The organism is Pseudomonas sp. TE3552 (genome assembly GCF_056278945.1).
This window is the reverse complement of record NZ_JBWBQJ010000001.1, coordinates 2,241,350-2,259,314: the sequence shown is the minus strand read 5'-3', so window position 1 is coordinate 2,259,314 and position 17,965 is coordinate 2,241,350. Positions and strand designations below refer to the sequence as shown.

At 58.5% G+C, this 17,965-nt stretch carries 15 protein-coding genes and 1 tRNA gene; 10 read left to right on the top strand and 6 right to left on the bottom strand.

Annotation, left to right across the window (positions count from 1 at the left end):
* Positions 1–19: 19 nt before the first annotated feature.
* Positions 20–631 (bottom strand): Yip1 family protein, encoded by a 612-nt coding sequence (locus ACZ9BB_RS10035; RefSeq protein ID WP_476213626.1) that lies wholly within the window; start codon positions 629–631, stop codon positions 20–22.
* A 292-nt stretch (positions 632–923) separates the two neighbouring features.
* On the opposite strand from ACZ9BB_RS10035, the gene trbK reads away from it, so the two are divergent.
* Positions 924–1,097 carry an entry exclusion lipoprotein TrbK gene (gene trbK, locus ACZ9BB_RS10030; protein ID WP_476213625.1) on the top strand — a complete coding sequence of 58 codons (174 nt, stop codon included), beginning with the start codon at positions 924–926 and terminating at the stop codon, positions 1,095–1,097.
* Positions 1,098–1,175: 78 nt separating this feature from the next.
* Here the strand turns inward: trbK and ACZ9BB_RS10025 are convergent, their stop codons facing one another.
* The gene (locus ACZ9BB_RS10025; protein WP_476213624.1) at positions 1,176–2,330 is read right to left on the bottom strand and encodes a MalY/PatB family protein; all 1,155 of its coding nucleotides are present in this window, start codon (positions 2,328–2,330) and stop codon (positions 1,176–1,178) included.
* 367 nt (positions 2,331–2,697) lie between these two features.
* On the opposite strand from ACZ9BB_RS10025, the gene fdnG reads away from it, so the two are divergent.
* Genes fdnG through fdhE form a run of 4 tightly spaced genes read left to right on the top strand, consistent with a single transcriptional unit; the run spans position 2,698 to position 8,289 of the window.
* Complete coding sequence (gene fdnG, locus ACZ9BB_RS10020; RefSeq protein ID WP_476213623.1) at positions 2,698–5,763, top strand: formate dehydrogenase-N subunit alpha; 3,066 nt, start codon at positions 2,698–2,700, stop codon at positions 5,761–5,763.
* Positions 5,764–6,708: a formate dehydrogenase subunit beta gene (gene fdxH / locus ACZ9BB_RS10015; protein ID WP_476213622.1), complete on the top strand. Its 945-nt coding sequence runs from the start codon at positions 5,764–5,766 to the stop codon at positions 6,706–6,708.
* Positions 6,705–7,358 (top strand): formate dehydrogenase subunit gamma, encoded by a 654-nt coding sequence (locus ACZ9BB_RS10010; protein WP_476213621.1) that lies wholly within the window; start codon positions 6,705–6,707, stop codon positions 7,356–7,358. The genes fdxH and ACZ9BB_RS10010 overlap by 4 nt, the downstream gene beginning before the upstream one ends.
* Before the next feature lie 4 nt (positions 7,359–7,362).
* Complete coding sequence (gene fdhE, locus ACZ9BB_RS10005; protein WP_476213620.1) at positions 7,363–8,289, top strand: formate dehydrogenase accessory protein FdhE; 927 nt, start codon at positions 7,363–7,365, stop codon at positions 8,287–8,289.
* A gap of 208 nt (positions 8,290–8,497) precedes the next feature.
* On the opposite strand, the gene ACZ9BB_RS10000 is transcribed toward fdhE, so the two are convergent.
* Positions 8,498–8,860 (bottom strand): DUF6124 family protein, encoded by a 363-nt coding sequence (locus ACZ9BB_RS10000; protein WP_476213619.1) that lies wholly within the window; start codon positions 8,858–8,860, stop codon positions 8,498–8,500.
* Positions 8,861–9,421: 561 nt separating this feature from the next.
* Here ACZ9BB_RS10000 and selA point away from each other — a divergent pair.
* From selA to ACZ9BB_RS09985, 3 genes are all read left to right on the top strand, one after another.
* A complete protein-coding gene (selA, locus tag ACZ9BB_RS09995; RefSeq protein ID WP_476213618.1) occupies positions 9,422–10,852 on the top strand; it encodes an L-seryl-tRNA(Sec) selenium transferase in 1,431 nt (476 codons plus the stop codon).
* The gene (gene selB, locus ACZ9BB_RS09990) at positions 10,849–12,768 is read left to right on the top strand and encodes a selenocysteine-specific translation elongation factor (protein ID WP_476213617.1); all 1,920 of its coding nucleotides are present in this window, start codon (positions 10,849–10,851) and stop codon (positions 12,766–12,768) included. Before selA ends, selB begins: the two co-directional genes overlap by 4 nt.
* A gap of 6 nt (positions 12,769–12,774) precedes the next feature.
* Positions 12,775–12,870: transfer RNA gene (locus tag ACZ9BB_RS09985), tRNA-Sec, on the top strand.
* A gap of 113 nt (positions 12,871–12,983) precedes the next feature.
* Here ACZ9BB_RS09985 and ACZ9BB_RS09980 read toward each other — a convergent pair.
* The 3 genes from ACZ9BB_RS09980 to ACZ9BB_RS09970 all read right to left on the bottom strand — a co-directional run bounded on the left by ACZ9BB_RS09980 (position 12,984) and on the right by ACZ9BB_RS09970 (position 15,485).
* A complete protein-coding gene (locus ACZ9BB_RS09980; RefSeq protein ID WP_476213616.1) occupies positions 12,984–13,562 on the bottom strand; it encodes a DUF4337 domain-containing protein in 579 nt (192 codons plus the stop codon).
* Between the two features lie 420 nt (positions 13,563–13,982).
* Positions 13,983–14,669 (bottom strand): glutathione S-transferase family protein, encoded by a 687-nt coding sequence (locus tag ACZ9BB_RS09975; RefSeq protein WP_476213615.1) that lies wholly within the window; start codon positions 14,667–14,669, stop codon positions 13,983–13,985.
* 69 nt (positions 14,670–14,738) lie between these two features.
* The gene (locus tag ACZ9BB_RS09970; RefSeq protein ID WP_008072177.1) at positions 14,739–15,485 is read right to left on the bottom strand and encodes an SDR family oxidoreductase; all 747 of its coding nucleotides are present in this window, start codon (positions 15,483–15,485) and stop codon (positions 14,739–14,741) included.
* A gap of 134 nt (positions 15,486–15,619) precedes the next feature.
* Here ACZ9BB_RS09970 and ACZ9BB_RS09965 point away from each other — a divergent pair, with 134 nt between their 5' ends.
* Both ACZ9BB_RS09965 and ACZ9BB_RS09960 read left to right on the top strand, forming a co-directional pair.
* Positions 15,620–16,507 carry a LysR family transcriptional regulator gene (locus ACZ9BB_RS09965; RefSeq protein WP_476213614.1) on the top strand — a complete coding sequence of 296 codons (888 nt, stop codon included), beginning with the start codon at positions 15,620–15,622 and terminating at the stop codon, positions 16,505–16,507.
* Positions 16,508–17,051: 544 nt separating this feature from the next.
* Positions 17,052–17,627, top strand: coding sequence for a hypothetical protein (locus ACZ9BB_RS09960; protein ID WP_476213613.1), 576 nt, complete (start codon positions 17,052–17,054; stop codon positions 17,625–17,627).
* Positions 17,628–17,965 lie beyond the last annotated feature (338 nt).

Genomic DNA, 17,965 nt, shown 5'->3' with positions numbered 1-17,965 from the left:
GATGGCGGACTCAGGAAAATCAAACGCCAGTCACGCGCACGTACTCAGGTCCCAGGTAGTTGAACCAGAGCAAAATCATCTCCACCAAAATAGTCACCAGCACCAATAGCCCGACGCCCCATACGCTCGCCGCATTTAACAGACCTTGCTCCTTGCGCTCGTGCATGAAGATCGGCAAGCCGACGAACAGCAGAAACGTTGAATAGAGGGAGGCGGCCCCCAGCACGGTGATCGCCAGCCAGCGACTCGGATAGAGCCCGGCAATACCTGCAAGGAAGAACGGAGTAACGGTGTAGGCGGCAAAACCGATGCACTGATTGACGGTGGGGCGTGAGTCGAAGGTGCGCGACATCCAGCGGATGAACAGCCCCATCAGCACCACGCCGACGATGATGCTCAGGTACAGCAGCCCACTGAGTTGCAGGGCGCTGGCGGCACTGAGTTTGACCGTTTCGTTTTCGGCCAGGCTCCAGCCGACGTAGGTGGTCCCGATAAACAGGCATACGGCGGGAATCAAGGCGAGCAGCAGTAAATGAGCGAGGTAATGGCGCGGATTCGCTTCCTCTTCTTTACGAATATCTGTCCAGACGAAATTGGGCTGAGTGAACAGCCTGACGAAGGGTGCGTACATGACGACCTCCAGATAGCGAGCGGCCCGGCATAGGGGCCCCTAGAAGTATTGAGGTGCATCCATCGCCGGGGGTTCATTTTTTATCGGGTGACGCCAAGGGCGGTCGGCTGGAGGGAATGTTTACAAGCGCTGAAGGTTGTTCCAGACAAAAAATTCAAGCGCTGCAAGCGCTCGTTGAGTTCGGTTGGACTTCCGACGGGTTTAGCGCAGAGGAAAGTTCGCTGTTCCTGCATACACTCAACTCATGAGTTAGGCTCAATGCGATGCAAGAAAACTCGATGAGGAGTTGTTCATGAACACTCAATCGCTAATTGCACTGGCACTATCGTTGGCATGTCTCGCAGGCTGTGAAAGCAAATACGAAGTGAATGAGAAAAATTGTGAGCCGAAAAACTTCATGAAACTGCCAGACGATCAGAAGCGGGAAGCCTTCATCAAGGCTTGCATGGAGCGCATAACGCCTTGAACGGGATTCGATGCTGCGGATATCGCCCATAAAAAACCCGATGCACAGGCATCGGGTTTTCGGTGTCAACCTAGGGCGTCAGGCCTGGCGGTTACGCAAACTACGCTCCATCCGCGCGATCCCTTCTTCCAGCAGCGCCCGTGGGCAGCCGAAGTTCAGGCGTACGAATTGCTGGGCGTGATCGCCGAAATCCAGCCCGGCGCTGAGCCCGACTTTCGCTTGCTCAAGGAAGAACTGCTGCGGGTTGTCCAGGCCCAGCGCCGTGCAGTCGAGCCAGGCCAGGTAAGTGCCCTGAGGTATGTTCATGGTCACACCCGGCAACCGCGTACGAACCGCCTCCACCAGGTAATCCCGATTGCTTTGCAGGTAAGCCATGAGCCCGGTCAACCATGGGCCGCCTTCGCTGTAGGCGACGCGGGTGGCTTCCAGGCCCAGCGGGTTGACGCTGTCGACCATGCCGCAGCGGGCATGGTTGACGCGATGGAGCAGCGCTGCGTCCTGAATGATCATGAACGCAGTCTTCAAACCGGCGATGTTGTAGGCCTTGCTCGCCGACATCAGGGTGATGGTGCGCTGGGCGATCTGCGGGCTGAGCGAGGCGGTCGGGATGTGCTTGCGCCCATCGAAACACAGCTCGGCGTGGATCTCATCGGAGATGATCCAGGCGTCCTGCTCCAGGCAAATGTCGGCGACCGCTTGCAGCTCTTCGCGTGGAAAAACCTTGCCCAGCGGGTTATGCGGATTACTCAGCAGCAGCGCGCCGCCTCCGTGCAATGCCTGGCGCAAGGCGTCGAGTGGCGTGGCATATGTACCATCGGCCAAGGCATTGAAATCCAGTTCGACCTTGTTCAGTTGCCAGTGGCCCGGCGCGTGGCGCAGCGGCGGGTAGTTTGGTGTTTGCACGACCACGTTCTGCTGCGGCTGAACCAGCGCATGCAGGGCCATGTTGAACCCCGACTCGATACCCGGCAGGAAGACCAGTTCCTGGGGCTGCACGCGCCAGGCGTACTTGTTCCAGAGGTCGGCGACGATCGCCTCACGCAAGTCATCCTGAGCCACGCTGTAACCGAGCATCGGGTGTTCCAGACGTTTTTGCAGGGCCTGGATGATCACTGGCGGCGCGGCAAAGTCCATGTCAGCCACCCACATGGGCAACACGTCGGCCGGGTAGCGGCTCCATTTGGTACTGCCGGTGCCATGGCGGTCGAACACCTGATCAAAATCGAAAGTCATGCTCAGTCTCATAAAAGGCAGGGGTTAATCCGGGGGCCATGATAGCGCCAAACTCCGTGGGAGCGACCTGTGGCGAGGGGGCTTGCCCCCGTTCGGCTGCGAAGCAGTCGTAAACCTTGTACATGCAGTTTAACTTTGGAATGCCGGGGGCGCTTCGCACCCCAACGGGGGCAAGCCCCCTCGCCACTGGTCGCTCCCATTTATTGTGTTTCCGACTGGCTTGCGGAATTACCCGACTGTCGGTTTTCACACAGCACAAAACAGCATTGTCTACAGTTTAAAGTGGCGGTAGTTCCGTTGCCGTCACCGTGATCGTCCAGAAAAACCCGGCCAATGCACCGGGTTTCCACCTGATCAGGAGTGCACGATGGACCTCAACCGTCGTCAGTTCTTCAAGGTCGCTGGTCTCGGCCTTGCGGGCTCAAGCCTGGGCGCGCTGGGCATGGCCCCGACGCCAGCCTTCGCCGAACAAGTGCGTCATTTCAAGCTCGCCCATACCCATGAAACCCGCAACACCTGCCCGTATTGCTCGGTCGGTTGCGGCTTGATCATGTACAGCCAGGGTGACAACGCGAAGAATGTCGCCCAGAGCATCATCCACATCGAAGGCGATGCCGACCACCCGGTCAATCGCGGCACCCTGTGCCCCAAAGGCGCAGGCCTGCTGGATTTCATTCACAGCCCCAGCCGTCTTCAGTACCCGCAGGTGCGCAAGCCTGGCACCACAGAGTGGACGCGGATTTCCTGGGATGAAGCACTGGATCGCATCGCCGACCTGATGAAGGCCGACCGCGACGCCCACTTCATCGAGAAAAACGCCCAGGGGCAAACGGTGAACCGCTGGTTGAGCACCGGTTTCCTCGCGGCGTCGGCATCGTCCAACGAAGCGGGTTACATCACCCACAAGGTGATTCGCAGTCTCGGCATGCTGGGGTTCGATAACCAGGCACGTGTCTGACATGGCCCGACGGTGGCAAGTCTTGCCCCGACGTATGGCCGTGGTGCCATGACCAACCACTGGACCGATATCGCCAACGCGAATCTGGTTCTGGTGATGGGCGGCAACGCAGCAGAAGCGCACCCTTGCGGTTTCAAATGGGTGACCGAAGCCAAAGCCCACAACAAGGCGCGGCTGATTGTGGTCGACCCGCGTTTCACCCGTACCGCCTCGGTGGCCGACTATTATGCGCCGATCCGCACCGGCACCGACATCGCCTTCATGGGCGGGTTGATCAATTACCTGCTGACCGAAGACAAAATCCAGCACGAATACGTGCGGGCCTATACGGACGTGTCGTTCATCGTCAAGGCTGGCTTCGGTTTCGAGGATGGGTTGTTCAGCGGTTACGACGCGAGCAAGCGCAGCTACACCGACAAGTCTGGCTGGGGCTATGAAATCGGCGAGGACGGTTTCGCCAAAGTCGACCCGACCTTGCAAGACCCCCGCTGCGTCTACCAGCTGATGAAGCAGCATTACAGCCGCTACACCCTGGAGCTGGCCAGCCAGGTCTGCGGCATGCCCACGGACGCCATGCAGAAAATCTGGGAAGAGATCGCCACCTGCTCGCAACCGGGCAAAACCATGACGATTCTCTATGCCCTGGGCTGGACCCAACACTCGATTGGCTCGCAGATGATCCGCAGCGCGGCCATGGTGCAACTGTTGCTGGGCAACATCGGCATGCCGGGCGGGGGCGTCAATGCCTTGCGCGGGCACTCCAATATCCAGGGCCTGACCGACCTGGGCTTGCTGTCCAACCTGCTGCCCGGTTACCTGACCCTGCCGGCCGAGGCCGAACAGGATTACAACGCCTACATCGCCAAGCGCGCACTCAAGCCGTTACGCCCCGGGCAGATGTCCTACTGGCAGAACTACGGCAAGTTCCACGTCAGCCTGATGAAAGCCTGGTACGGCGCCAATGCCACCGCCGAGAACAACTGGGGCTACGACTGGCTGCCGAAACTGGACATTCCCGGCTACGACATCCTGAAAATGTTCGACATGATGGGCAAGGGCGAGGTCAATGGCTACATGTGTCAGGGCTTCAACCCGATCGCCGCGTTGCCGGACAAGAACCGTGTAATGAAGGCGCTGGCCAAGCTCAAGTGGCTGGTGGTGATGGACCCACTGGCCACCGAAACCTCGGAATTCTGGCGCAACGTCGGGCCTTACAACGATGTGCAAACGGCCGACATCCAGACCGAAGTCATCCGCCTGCCCACTACCTGTTTCGCCGAAGAAAACGGCTCACTGGTCAACAGCGGTCGCTGGCTGCAATGGCACTGGAAGGGCGCCGACGGCCCGGGCCAGGCGCGTACCGACGTGAAGATCATGGCCGAGCTGTTCTTGCGCCTGCGCAAGCGTTACCAGGCCAACGGCGGTGCCTGGGCCGAGCCGATCCTCAAGCTCGATTGGCCCTACAAGGTACCGGATGACCCGACGCCGGAAGAGCTGGCCCGGGAATTCAATGGCTATGCCATCGCCGATGTCACCGATGCCTCGGGCGCGGTGGTCAAGGCCGGTCAGCAGCTGTCCGGTTTCGGCCAGCTCAAGGACGATGGCAGTACGGCGTCCGGTTGCTGGATCTTCTGCGGCAGCTGGACCGAGCAGGGCAACAACATGGCCCGGCGTGACAACAGCGATCCTTTCGGCATGAAGCAGAACCTGGGCTGGGCCTGGGCTTGGCCGGCGAATCGGCGGATTCTCTACAACCGTGCTTCTTGCGACCCCCAAGGCAAACCGTGGGATGCGAACAAACGGCTGGTGTGGTGGAACGGCAAGGTCTGGACCGGCACCGATGTGCCCGACTACAAGGTCGATGTGCCGCCGGAAGCCGGGATGAACCCGTTCATCATGAACCCCGAAGGCGTGGCGCGTTTCTTCGCCCTCGACAAGATGAACGAAGGGCCGTTCCCGGAACACTATGAACCGTTCGAGACGCCTATCGGCATCAACCCGATGCACCCGAAAAACAAACAGGCGACCAGCAACCCGGCCGGGCGGATCTTCGATTCGGTCTGGGACACCCTGGGCCAGGCCAAGGACTTCCCTTACGCGGCGACCAGCTACCGGCTGACTGAACACTTCCACTTCTGGACCAAGCATTGTCCGATCAATGCCGTGACCCAGCCTGAGCAGTTTGTCGAAATCGGCGAGGTGCTGGCCAAGGAGAAAGGCATTGCTGCCGGTGACCGGGTCCGGGTCAGTTCCAAGCGCGGGCATATCGAAGCGGTGGCGGTGGTGACCAAGCGGATTCGTCCGCTGCAGGTCAACAATCAGGTGGTGCACCAGATCGGAATCCCGTTGCACTGGGGTTTCACCGGCGCCACCCGTCACGGTTACCTGACCAACACCCTGGTGCCGTTCCTCGGCGATGGCAACACCCAGACCCCGGAATCCAAGTCATTCCTGGTCAACGTGGAGAAAGTCTAAATGGCCAGCCAAGACATCATCGCCCGTTCGGCCACCACCACCGTGCCGCCTTCGGTACGTACCCAAGAGGAAGTGGCCAAGCTGATCGACACCACCAAGTGCATCGGCTGCAAGGCCTGCCAGGTCGCTTGCTCGGAATGGAACGAGCTGCGCGACGACGTCGGTCACAACCTCGGCACCTACGACAACCCCCATGACCTCAGCGCAGACACCTGGACCCTGATGCGCTTCACCGAGCATGAAACCGACGCCGGCAACCTCGAATGGCTGATCCGCAAGGACGGCTGCATGCACTGCGCCGAGCCCGGTTGCCTGGCGGCGTGCCCCAGCCCCGGCGCGATCATCAAGCATGCCAACGGCATCGTCGATTTCGATCAGGACCACTGCATCGGCTGCGGCTATTGCATCACCGGTTGCCCGTTCAACATTCCGCGCATCTCGCAAAAGGATCACAAGGCTTATAAATGTACGTTGTGCTCGGATCGGGTGGCGGTAGGGCTGGAGCCGGCCTGCGTGAAAACCTGCCCGACCGGCGCGATCGTTTTCGGCAGCAAGGAAGACATGAAGGAACACGCCGCCGAACGCATCGTCGACCTCAAGAGCCGCGGTTTCGAAAACGCCGGTTTGTATGACCCCGCGGGTGTTGGCGGCACCCACGTCATGTATGTGCTGCACCATGCCGACACCCCCAGGTTGTATGCCGGGTTGCCGGATCACCCGGCGATCAGCCCGCTGGTGGATCTGTGGAAAGGCCTGAGCAAACCCTTGGCGCTGCTGGCCATGGGCGCGGCGGTGCTGGCCGGGTTCTTCCATTACGTGCGCGTCGGGCCACAACTGGTCGAGGAAGACGAACATCCAGTCACCATCGACCCAGCGGTGCATGAGTTCGATCCATCGGTGCACACCTTTGATCCGACGAAGCCCGGCGGGGAGGACAGGCCATGAACGACAAACCGATCCTGCGCTACACCAACAACCAGCGCACCAACCACTGGCTGGTGGCGATTGTGTTTTTCATGGCTGCGCTGTCGGGGCTGGCGTTGTTCCATCCGGCGCTGTTCTGGCTCAGTAACCTGTTTGGCGGCGGTTCGTGGACGCGCATTCTGCATCCGTACATGGGCATCGCGATGTTTGTGCTGTTCCTGGGCCTGGTGTTCAGTTTCTGGCGGGCGAATTACTTCATCGCCAACGACCGGTTGTGGCTCAGGCGTGTCGGTCGCGTGATGCGAAACGAGGAGGAGGGCGTGCCGCCGATCGGCAAATACAACGCGGGGCAGAAACTGCTGTTTTGGGTGTTGCTGATCTGCATGCTGGTGTTGCTGTTCAGCGGGCTGGTGATCTGGCGTGCTTACTTCAGCGCGTACTTCGGCATCACCAGCATTCGCTGGGCGATGCTGCTGCATGCGCTGGCGGGTTTCATCCTGGTGCTGAGCATCATCGTCCACATCTATGCCGGGATCTGGATTCGCGGTTCGGTACACGCCATGGTGCGTGGCAGGGTCAGTCGCGCCTGGGCGAGAAAACACCATGAGCTCTGGTACCGGGAAGTGACCCAAGACGAAACGCCTGAGCGACCGATCACAAAAAAAGGATGACCCCTTGGCCACGATCCTCGAGCCTGGGCAGATAGAAGCGGCGGCGAGTTCACCGCCGTTTCTGTACCTGCCACCGAACAACCTGTTCACCTTGCGCGCGCTGCGTCTGGAACGCCTGGCCGACGGGCATCCCATGGCGGACTATCTGCGCTTGATCGCGGGCCTGTGTCACGCCCAGCAGAACCTGATGGACGATCCGCCCGTGACGACCATGCCCGATCCCGAACGCCTGCGGGTGTGCATGGAACATGGCTTGCCACCGTTCGCTGCCGACAGTCTGGTGCGCGAAACCGTTTGGCTGCCGTATCTCGAAGCCTTGCTGCAACGCTATCAGCCACCGCCACAATCGGCGGTAGAAAACGCCGTGGCGACGTTGCGCAGTGCCAACCCGGGGCTGCTCAAAGCGTGGGCGATTGCCTTGGTCAGCGGCCAGTATTCAATGCTGCCGGCAGAGTTGGTGCCGTTTCTCGGTGCAGCGCTGCAAGCGGCCTGGAGCCATTGGTTGCTGAGCACACCCAACCTTGAACTCAAACGCGGCGACAGCCTCAGCCAATGCCCGGCCTGCGGTTCGCCGGCGATGGCCGGGGTGATTCGTCATCGCGGCAAATACAACGGTTTGCGTTATCTGGTGTGCTCCTTGTGTGCCTGCGAATGGCACGTGGTGCGGGTCAAGTGCGTGTATTGCGAGCAGAGCAAGGGCCTTGAATACGTCAGCTTCGAAGATGACCGGCATGCTGCCAATCAGGCACCGTTGCGGGCGGAAGTCTGCCCCGGCTGCAACAGCTACCTGAAACTGATCTACCTGGAAAACGACGCCGAAGCCGAAGCGCTCTCGGCAGACCTGTCCAGCCTGATGCTGGATATGCGCCTGGAGCAGGAAGGCTACCAGCGCCTGTCGCCCAATCTGATGCTGGCACCGGGAGGCGACTGAGCCTGTCCCTACATGATGCCGAGTGCGAAAAACTCAGGCTCTGAAGCGAGATAAGCCGCGTTGGGTTTTGAAGGGAAGAGCGCGTAGTTGGGGCGTAAAGCGGTCGCAAAACCGGTGCCTGCGGGTATATCAGCCTTAGCGCGATTACCGGTTTTACGACGGCTGCGCAGCCGAATGGGGGCAAGCCCCTGGCTACAGGACGCTGTGATTACTTAGGTGGCTCGTGTTTGTCCAGCGCTCGGTTCACCGCCAACTCGCCCTGCATGATGATTTGCGCGATGCCTAGAATGGTATTGCGGTGCGGCCCCTGTATCAGCGCAGCAACATCGTTGAGCATGACGCTGGCCGAAGCCAGTGACTCGCAGGCGTGGGCCAGCAGAGATTCGGTATCGATCTCTGGGTTGATGATGAACATTTTGCTGGGTTTGTACGGCGTGGCCATGATATGGGCACTCGGATTGAGGTAGTAATCGAGGGCGCGCTCGGCCGCTTCGTGGAGTTTTTTTGAATCGAGTGATTCATACGGGGATGCCGAATCTGTGGTCGGCGGATTGGGTGTGATTTTGAACATAAATGAAACTCCCACTTAGAATATTAAGGAGCCATCACCCTCGCTACCAAACGAAGAGTGGCGGCCATACGCGGGTTGGTAGACCGGTCTAAGTAGGAAACCCGGCGCTCACAATGGAGCCCCACGCATGACCACCATATAAAGCCGAGCCCCAAAAAAGAGACTGCATAAGGTGTCGCCATACGACTACTTAGAGGCGGGCTACCAAACCCGATCACTGTTTTTCAGTGACAGGGAAACGATATAGCCCACCCCACAGCCGCACAAGCCAGCGGATTCTGGCGCACGCGTAGGCAACGACGCAAGGTGTTGTAGCCTTTAGGACGTAACACCGAGTGTCATTAAACACGCCCTCTGCAATGGGTGGATGCGCCTCAAAAAATAGAGGAAACCTCTGACAGTTTTTTGGTAGCAGTCGCTGGAATCGTGGCGTTTGGCAGGGTGTTGCAGTGGGGGCACTCGCCATCAGCGAGATCATTGCACGGCGAATACCTACAGCATGCCCTTGAAGCTCAGCGGCTACACTCAGACGCGACGGTCAATCGCTTCCGGGAGCCTCTGATGTCTGCCACATCCGCCAGCCAACCCTTGCGGCTGCCCTCCATCGACAGCTTGCTGCGCCATCCTGCCTGCCAACCGCTGGCCGAGCGTTACGGGCGTGATGCGCTGTTGGCCGGTTTGCGGCAACTGCTCGATGACTTGCGCGAACCGCTGCACAAGGGCGAACTTGATGCCGTTGAAATCACCGCCGACGTATTGGCGGGCAGGGCAGGCGAGCGTCTGGCGATCCAGCATCGCAGCCAGGTGCGGCGGGTATTCAACCTCACCGGCACGGTGCTGCACACCAACCTTGGGCGTGCGTTGTTACCGGAGGCGGCCATTGAAGCGGTGCAACTGGCCGCCCGCTACCCGCTCAATCTGGAATTCGACCTGCGCAGCGGCAAGCGTGGTGATCGGGACGACCTGATCGAAGGCCTGATCCGCGAGCTGACCGGCGCCGAAGCGGTGACCGTGGTCAACAACAATGCCGCTGCCGTGTTGCTGACACTCAACAGCCTGGGTGCGCGCAAGGAAGGCATCATTTCCCGTGGTGAACTGATCGAAATCGGCGGTGCCTTTCGTATTCCCGACATCATGGCCCGGGCCGGGGTGCGGCTTCACGAAGTGGGCACCACCAACCGCACCCATGCCCGCGATTACGAGGCCGCCATCGGTCCGCGCAGTGGTCTGCTGATGCGCGTGCACGCGAGCAATTACACCATTGAAGGTTTCACCGCCCGGGTGCCGACGGCTGAGTTGGCGGAGCTGGCTCACCGCCACGGCCTGCCATTGCTGGAAGACCTGGGCAGCGGCAGCCTGCTGGACCTGACTCGCTGGGGGCTGCCCGCCGAACCGACGGTGCGTCAAGCACTGATCGATGGCGCAGACATCGTCACCTTCAGCGGCGACAAATTGCTCGGCGGTCCCCAGGCCGGGTTGATTGTCGGCCGTAAAGACCTGATCGCCAAGATCAAGAAAAACCCGCTCAAGCGTGCACTGCGGGTGGACAAGCTGACCCTGGCCGCGCTCGAAGCGGTGTTGGGTTTGTACCGCGATCCTGATCGACTGGCCGAACGCTTGCCGAGTCTGCGCCTGCTGACTCGCCCCCAGGCCGATATCCTCGCCCAGGCCGAACGCTTGCAACCGTCGCTGACGCAGGTATTGGGCGATGACTGGCGCGTCAGCGCGGTGTCGGCGCTGGGCATGATCGGCAGCGGCAGCCAACCGGTGGCTCGACTGCCCAGCGCCGCGTTATGCCTGCGGCCCAACGTTTCCAAACGTCTGCGTGGACGGCGATTGCTGGGGCTGGAAGCAGCGTTTCGTCAATTGCCGATTCCTGTGCTTGGGCGCATCGACGATGACGCGCTGTGGCTGGATTTACGCCAACTCGACGACGAAGCCGCGTGGCTGGCTCAACTCGATCAATTGCAGGAGGAGGGCCGGGAAGGGTGATTGTCGGCACGGCGGGGCACATTGATCACGGCAAGACTTCCTTGCTCCAGGCCTTGACCGGCCAGGCCGGCGACCGTCGCCGGGAAGAACGTGAACGCGGCATGACCATTGACCTGGGCTACATTTATGCAGCGCTGGAGCCGGGCGCCGCCCTGAGCGGTTTTATCGATGTGCCCGGCCATGAACGCTTCACCCACAATATGCTGGCCGGGGCGCAGGGCATTGATCTGGTGTTGTTGGTGGTGGCGGCCGATGACGGTGTCATGCCGCAGACCCGCGAACATCTGGCAATTGTCGAAATGCTGGGCATCCCTCGGGCACTGGTCGCCATCAGCAAATGCGACCGCGTCGATCCGGCGCGTGTGCAGGCAGTCCGTGAGCAGATCGAAGCATTACTGGCGCCCGGACCTTATGCCGACGCGCCGAAAATTGCCCTGTCGAGTGTGACCGGCGAAGGTATCGAGACACTGCGTCAGGCATTGCTGGAGGCGCAACACGAGGTGCTTCAACGCAGCACCCGCGGTGGTTTTCGCTTGGCGATTGATCGAGCGTTCAGCGTGGCCGGCGCCGGTATCGTGGTGACCGGCACGGCGTTATCCGGCCAGGTGGCCGTGGGCGATACGTTGATGTTGAGTCCGCTGGGCAAACCCGTGCGGGTGCGAGGCCTGCATGCGCAGAATCAGGCGGCAGACATTGCCATGGCCGGGCAGCGAGTCGCGCTGAACCTGAGTGCCGAGCGTCTGGCCCTGGAGCAGATTCACCGTGGCCACTGGCTGTTGGCCGAATGGTTGCACGCGCCGACCCAGCGCCTGGATATCGAGATGACCTTGCTGGCCAGCGAAGCGCGAAGCTTCGAACACTTTCAACCGGTGCATGTGCATCTCGGTACTCAGGACGTAACGGCGCGGGTGGCCTTGCTGGAGGGTGTCAGCCTGGCACCGGGGCAGCGAATGTTCGCGCAACTGCTGGTGAATGCGCCGGTGCTGGCGGTGCAGGGCGACCGCTTGATCCTGCGCGATCAAAGTGCGCAACGCACCCTCGGCGGTGGCCGGGTACTCGACCCGTTCGCCCCGGCCCGACACCGCCGCAGCCCCGAACGATTGGCGCAGCTGCAAACGCTTGCCACCACCCACAGCCTGGAAGACGCACTGCCGGCGCTGCTGGCCAACAGCGACACCGGGCTCGATCCCCGGCGCCTGGAGCGCCAGTTCAATCGTCCGCGCGACAGCTGGCTGTTGCCCGATAACGTGCGCTTGGTCGATACGCGGCAGGGGCCGTTGCTGTTCAGCGCGCTGCGCTGGGAAGCCCTGAAAGTGCCGCTGCTGGAACACCTGGCACGTTTTCATCAACTCGAACCGGACCAAATGGGGCCGGACAGGGATCGCCTGCGTCGCTTCGCCGGTACCGCGCTGGAGCGGCCGACCTTTATCAGTCTGCTCGACGAATTACTGGCCAGCGGTGCAATCGTCGCCAGCGGCCCATGGCTGCATTTGCCCGATCATCAAGTGCGCTTGAGCGAGGACGACCAAACCCTGTGGCAACAGCTGCAGCCGCTGTTCGAACAGGCAGTTTTCGATCCGCCGTGGGTGCGTGATCTGGCCAAAATCGTTGGCCGTGACGAAGCCAGCGTGCGCCTGCTGCTGCGCAAGATGGCGCGGCTGGGGCTGGTGCATCAAGTGGTGCGTGACCTGTTTTACACCGACGCACAGGTGCGCCGATTGGCGGCTATGCTGGTGCAACTGGCCAGCGATAATCCGGTGATTCAGGTCACCACGTTTCGTGATGCCGTGGGCCTGGGGCGCAAGCGCAGCATCCAGATTCTGGAGTACTTCGACCGGCTCGGCCTGACCCGACGCTTTGGCGACCGGCGTCACCTGCGGCTCGACAACGCCCTGGCCCAGCCAACGGCAGACTGACTTCAAGGAAGGCAATCGCGCCCGGTGGCGCGGCCGGGCTTCAAACCCGGTTGGGGACGGCATCCGTTCCCGGGCAGGTTCGACTCCGGCTGCCTTCCGCCATTTCCAGCCCCTTCGATGACTTATAGCCTAACGGTACATAGTTTCGTGAGTGGGTACAGGAGGTCTGGCAGGTGTAAGCCTTCGAGCATCAATGCCTCTTCTGAGCGCCGCGCTTAGATATGCAGCCAAGCCAGCGAACCCAACATGACGCCAACACCCGCAGCCCCAAACGAGAGCCGCTTGAGCCATTCCTTACGCGTCAGCAAGGTAATGGCCGCCAGTGAAATTGCTATTTGAATCGCTGTCATGGCCTGGGCCCAGCGGTGATGCTGATGCAGCACCTGCTCTGACTTCTCGTCCCACTCTTTTGCCTCTTGTTCGAATGCTTCAGCCTTCTTGCGCGCCTCCTCCTTCTGTTCCCCGTACCGCCGCGCCTCAGCAACATAATGGGCCGAATCCAGCCCTGGGAGATGGCTTGCCAGATCCGACAGGTTCTGCCGGCTGGACTTGGCCTGGTAGTAATTCCACTCGTTGGCGGCTTCGGTTTTCTGGATGGCGGCGTTGTTTTTGTCCATGGCCGCCTCATTCTCCGTTGAGCCGGCCTGATAGCTCATCAGGGCGCCGACGGTCGCCATGATGGCTGTCATCACCGCAATCTTGCTGGCAAAGCTGTCGCCTTGTGCATGCGCATGATGGGTGGTGTGCTCAATATGTTGCTCGTGTGGGCTGGGGACTTCGAACTCTTCAGGCATGGATGTCGATCTTGGAGACGTTAGTGGAGGTGGACAGCATTATGAATTGTCCCTGATGCTTTAGACACAAATAACTGGCAGCTAGTGGTCGAGGCTGTGTGAAAACGTTTTTTAGCGCGACAGGTACTCAAAACCGGACTGGAAATCGCACTTTACGCGAAATCCACATCTGCTGACGTGCCGATAAATTTCAGATTTAACGCAGACGCGCACACTTCAATTTTGGCGAAGCGTTTTTACACACTCTGGGCCAGAAGCGAACATGGAGCGCCAACGAAAGCTCAGTATCGCTATCCGTTGTATAGGCACTTTCCTGAAGAATAGGAAAGCGGGCCTCCTGCAAATTCGCAAAGGAGACCCAGCTCCACGGTCGCACCAGGTAAGTCCCGCCATACGAGACACTGGACTGATATTTATGACTCATCTGACTAAAATGGCCTTCACCTCCAGCAGATGTTTGCGTAACCGGTCTGCATAATCCTCGGCGACAGCAGCCTGAACGCTAGCGCGATTGGCCAGTGCATGACGCCACTCGGCAATGCGACCAAGTCCATCAAACAATGAATGACTTGGTTCGAATCCCAGTATGTCGAAGTAGCGAAAAACTGGGGCTACAGCAATATCCACCATACTGAACGTTTCGCCAGCGAAGTACGGCCCCTCCATCTTTTCACCGCCAAGTCTCTCCAGCTTTCCCCTCAGCGCTGAAGACTTACCAAGCGCTGTCTGCTGATCCGTTGCATTCAAATATCCCCATGCATCAGCAAGCATACCAGTGGCGAATTCGATCCAAGCACGGTGTTGAGCACGGGAAATTGCATCTTTCGGGTGCAAAGCGGGCTCCGGATACACCTGTTCGATGTATTCACAGATAGCCACGCTCTCGAAAAGTACGGTCGCTTCCTCATCGCCTTTTTGCACCATCAGAAGCGGGACTTTGCCCGTTGGCGACATGACCAGAAACCAGTTGGGCCTGTCCTTCAAATCCACATCAACCCGTTGAAATGGAGCCTCTTTTTCGAGGAGTAAAATTGCTACTCGCTGAACAAACGGACAAAGCCCGTGGCTAACAAGCGTGAGCCGTGATTGCGACATTTGAATACCCACTGTTATTTCGACAACACCCGCTTCCGAGCGGGAAGCGGGCTGTATAGAAGCGAAGTTGTGACTAGCCCATTAAAGCGAGCGCCCACCATCAACAATAATTTCCGTTCCGACCGTCCAACGAGACTCGTCCGACGCGAGGTACAGCACCGCCTTAGCTACTTCTTCAGGCGTGCCAAAACGGCCAAAGGGTATAGTCGCAGCAATATCTTTGTTGACCTGCTCGCGGTAGGCATCGGGGATACCCGCCTTGTCGTACAGCGGCGTGTCGATCGGACCAGGGCTGACCGCATTTACTCGAACACCACGCGGGAGAAGCTCGCTAGAGAGCGTTTTCGACATGTTCAGAAACGCCGCCTTTGTTGCGGCGTAAATGGATGAACGCGCGGCGCCCAGGTGCGCACTGACCGAGGTGTTAAGAACCACCGATGCAGGGTTGGAGAAGACCGGCAGCAGTGCTTGCAGGAGGAAGTAAGGGCCTTTGACATTGATGTCAAAGGAGCGGTCAAACATCTCCTCGTTCCAGTCTTCGATTGGCATCCAGACGGATACGCCAGCATTGAGGAAGGCAACGTCGAGCTGCCCGTAATGAGACTGAACAGCCTGCGCCAGCTCCTTCTGGGCTGCGACACTAGCTGAGTCGGCTCGCAGCACCAGGACTTCGCTACCTAAAATAGCTTGAGCATTTGCCATGGACTCAGGATTAACACCTGTGACGATCACGCGTGCGCCTTCGGCGAGAAATTGCTTGGCGGTCTCCAGACCGATGCCGCTTGTACCGCCAGTGATGAGGGTACGCTTGCCTTGTAAACGGGACATGTAAATTTCCTCTCTTTTGGGGCGGCCAGCCGGACGACTGACCTTCTGAGAGCAACTATGTATTCATGCTAGCGCGCTGATAAGATGGGCAAATAGAATAGATCTCATGCAAAATCTGCATGAAAAGGGGCGTGATGGACCGGTTGTTACTGATGAGCTGTTTTGTACGCGCTGTCGAGACAGGTAGTTTTACTGCTGCGGGACGTGATCTAGGACTAGGGCAACCGAACGTCAGTCGTTACGTCGCTGCTCTTGAAGACCATTTGCAAACCAGGCTGCTTCACCGATCTACACGAAAGCTGATGCTCACGCCCGAGGGTGAACGGTACTACGCAGATGCGCGGCGTATTCTGGACTCAGTGGAACAGTCAGAGTCCTCACTGAGAGGGAACGTAGCGCCGTCTGGGTTACTGCGCGTCGCTTGCCCGACCGCATTGGCTCACACCTTCATCGTACCGCACGTCGCGAGCTTTCTAGGGCGCTATCCCGAACTGTCGCTCGATCTTCAAATCAATGATCGCTACGTCAATTTAGTCGACGAGGGGGCAGAACTCGCGATTCGTATTGGGCACCTGGAGGACAGTGCAATGCGAGCCCGGCCACTAGCGTGGTTCGAGCGTGTGTGCGTTGCCAGCCGTGCGTACCTAGAGAAACGTGGCTCTCCCTCTTCGCCTGATGACCTGAAGGAACACGACTGCCTCATTTATACCCTCCTATCCACTGGAACCAACTGGCGGTTTAAGGATACTGATGTCCCGATCTCCGGACGACTGCGTGTCAACTCGCCTGAGGCGATACGTGAGTACGTCAATGCAGGATTGGGAATCGCGCAGGGGCCTCAATGGCTTTATGAGGAAGGGCTGAGAAGTGGCAATCTTCAATTGCTGCTTAACGAATACGTGGCGCCACCCGTCCCGATCCAAGTCGTATACTTAGCGAATCGGCTGCTGCCCCAGCGAGCCATCGTTTTCATGGATTTTATGGCGGATGTTTTTGCTGCATTCCATGAGCGCCCTAAATAGCCTCCTAGCCCACGGCCAAGGTGCGAGCGGACAACCATCAGCATGGCGGCCCCTTGGGCGAAAATCGCTGCACACTCACCATTCTTGCTCGTCAACGGGGCTTCAAGTAGTCACACCGGACTGCAGGGCTTGCCTCTCAAAAGTGTCCTGATTTATTGCCAACGCCGATTCGATACATCTCTAAATCAAAGGTGCAACGCTCATCTCATGCGGTTAAGAAAACGGGGGCAGATTTATTTATTTGGATCACCGACCGCTTCTGGCCGATTGCTCCCAGTCACGAAGGGCGGCAGACGACCCGAAGCTGTCATTCGTAGAGTCTCTCTTGCAAGTTTGCTCGTTTATTTGCGATGCGAACGCTCGATACACCCAATGGTGCAACCCATGAGCCCTACAATTTTGCCAGCGACAGTTCTTCGTCCCGACACGCGTGATAGCATTTTGATCTAAGCGTTTTTAACTTGCCGGAATTTTCTTGTCTACGCTCGCATTAGCACCTGATATCTCGATCACAATACACAGGTATCAACACTGAGGTTAGGTTATGTCTGATGACAGTGGTGGACACGGTAGAGTAAGTATTTTTTTTCCTGTTTTCAGTATAAGGCAGGCAAAACTGGTGGTTGTATTGCTTATCCTTTTACTGGTTACGGTCAGCGCCATTGTGCCAGATACGGCTAAGGATGGATGGTGGTTGCTGGTCCAGCAGATGATCTTGGTTGGATACAAGGATATTGGGAGTTTTAGTGAAGGGTCAAGTTATAGATTGGTAGTAATGGTTGGTTTTTCTATGGCGGTTGTTTTGTCTTGGGTTGCTGCTATTGTGATGTCGTTGACTCGTCTTCATATGCATGCTTTTCAGGCCATTGAGAGAAAAAGCTATTTATCAAGAATTTCGACTGTTGTGTTTATACTAGTGCTCTTGTTACTTCCTATTTTTCAAGCGCTGCCAAACAGTGATTTGAACTTCTCATATCATGTGTTTAAGGCGATGTGGGAAAGTAGATTTTTGATAATTGGGGCGAGCGTTGTGTATTTTTTGCTCTCTATGGTGCTTTGGGTGGTGGTTTTATTTGAAATTTCTAACTTTACGGGTCGGAGGTCGTCAACGCGTAGTTGAACTCTGCCATGGTCAAACAGCGAGTTGCTGACCGTTTGCAGCCAATCGCAACTGGCAGCTTCTGGCCGTCTTCCGCCTTTCGCGAGCGGCCGTAATCGACCGTAGCAGACGTTCAGAAGAAGATAAGGAGTGGACAACCGTACCTTTCCGAATAATGGTGTCCCACTTTCGTTACCGGTACCCGTAGCGTTGTTCACTCAGGCCATTACTGGGCATTCTTCATGCACGACCGCCTACGGCATCTATGGCTCTGCATTACTTGTCGGGAATCTCGCTGAAGAACTCAAGGAGGTGCTCAAGGCATAGATCCAGCGAGAGAAGCTATACGCTGCTAGTCT

What these genes read in the sequence shown, in the direction of transcription:
- ACZ9BB_RS10035 (WP_476213626.1), bottom strand. Translation starts at nt 631, where the DNA reads ATGTACGCACCCTTCGTCAGGCTGTTCACTCAGCCCAATTTCGTCTGG.
- trbK (WP_476213625.1), top strand. Translation starts at nt 924, where the DNA reads ATGAACACTCAATCGCTAATTGCACTGGCACTATCGTTGGCATGTCTC.
- ACZ9BB_RS10025 (WP_476213624.1), bottom strand. Translation starts at nt 2,330, where the DNA reads ATGACTTTCGATTTTGATCAGGTGTTCGACCGCCATGGCACCGGCAGT.
- fdxH (WP_476213622.1), top strand. Translation starts at nt 5,764, where the DNA reads ATGGCCAGCCAAGACATCATCGCCCGTTCGGCCACCACCACCGTGCCG.
- ACZ9BB_RS10010 (WP_476213621.1), top strand. Translation starts at nt 6,705, where the DNA reads ATGAACGACAAACCGATCCTGCGCTACACCAACAACCAGCGCACCAAC.
- ACZ9BB_RS10000 (WP_476213619.1), bottom strand. Translation starts at nt 8,860, where the DNA reads ATGTTCAAAATCACACCCAATCCGCCGACCACAGATTCGGCATCCCCG.
- selA (WP_476213618.1), top strand. Translation starts at nt 9,422, where the DNA reads ATGTCTGCCACATCCGCCAGCCAACCCTTGCGGCTGCCCTCCATCGAC.
- ACZ9BB_RS09980 (WP_476213616.1), bottom strand. Translation starts at nt 13,562, where the DNA reads ATGCCTGAAGAGTTCGAAGTCCCCAGCCCACACGAGCAACATATTGAG.
- ACZ9BB_RS09970 (WP_008072177.1), bottom strand. Translation starts at nt 15,485, where the DNA reads ATGTCCCGTTTACAAGGCAAGCGTACCCTCATCACTGGCGGTACAAGC.
- ACZ9BB_RS09965 (WP_476213614.1), top strand. Translation starts at nt 15,620, where the DNA reads ATGGACCGGTTGTTACTGATGAGCTGTTTTGTACGCGCTGTCGAGACA.
- ACZ9BB_RS09960 (WP_476213613.1), top strand. Translation starts at nt 17,052, where the DNA reads ATGTCTGATGACAGTGGTGGACACGGTAGAGTAAGTATTTTTTTTCCT.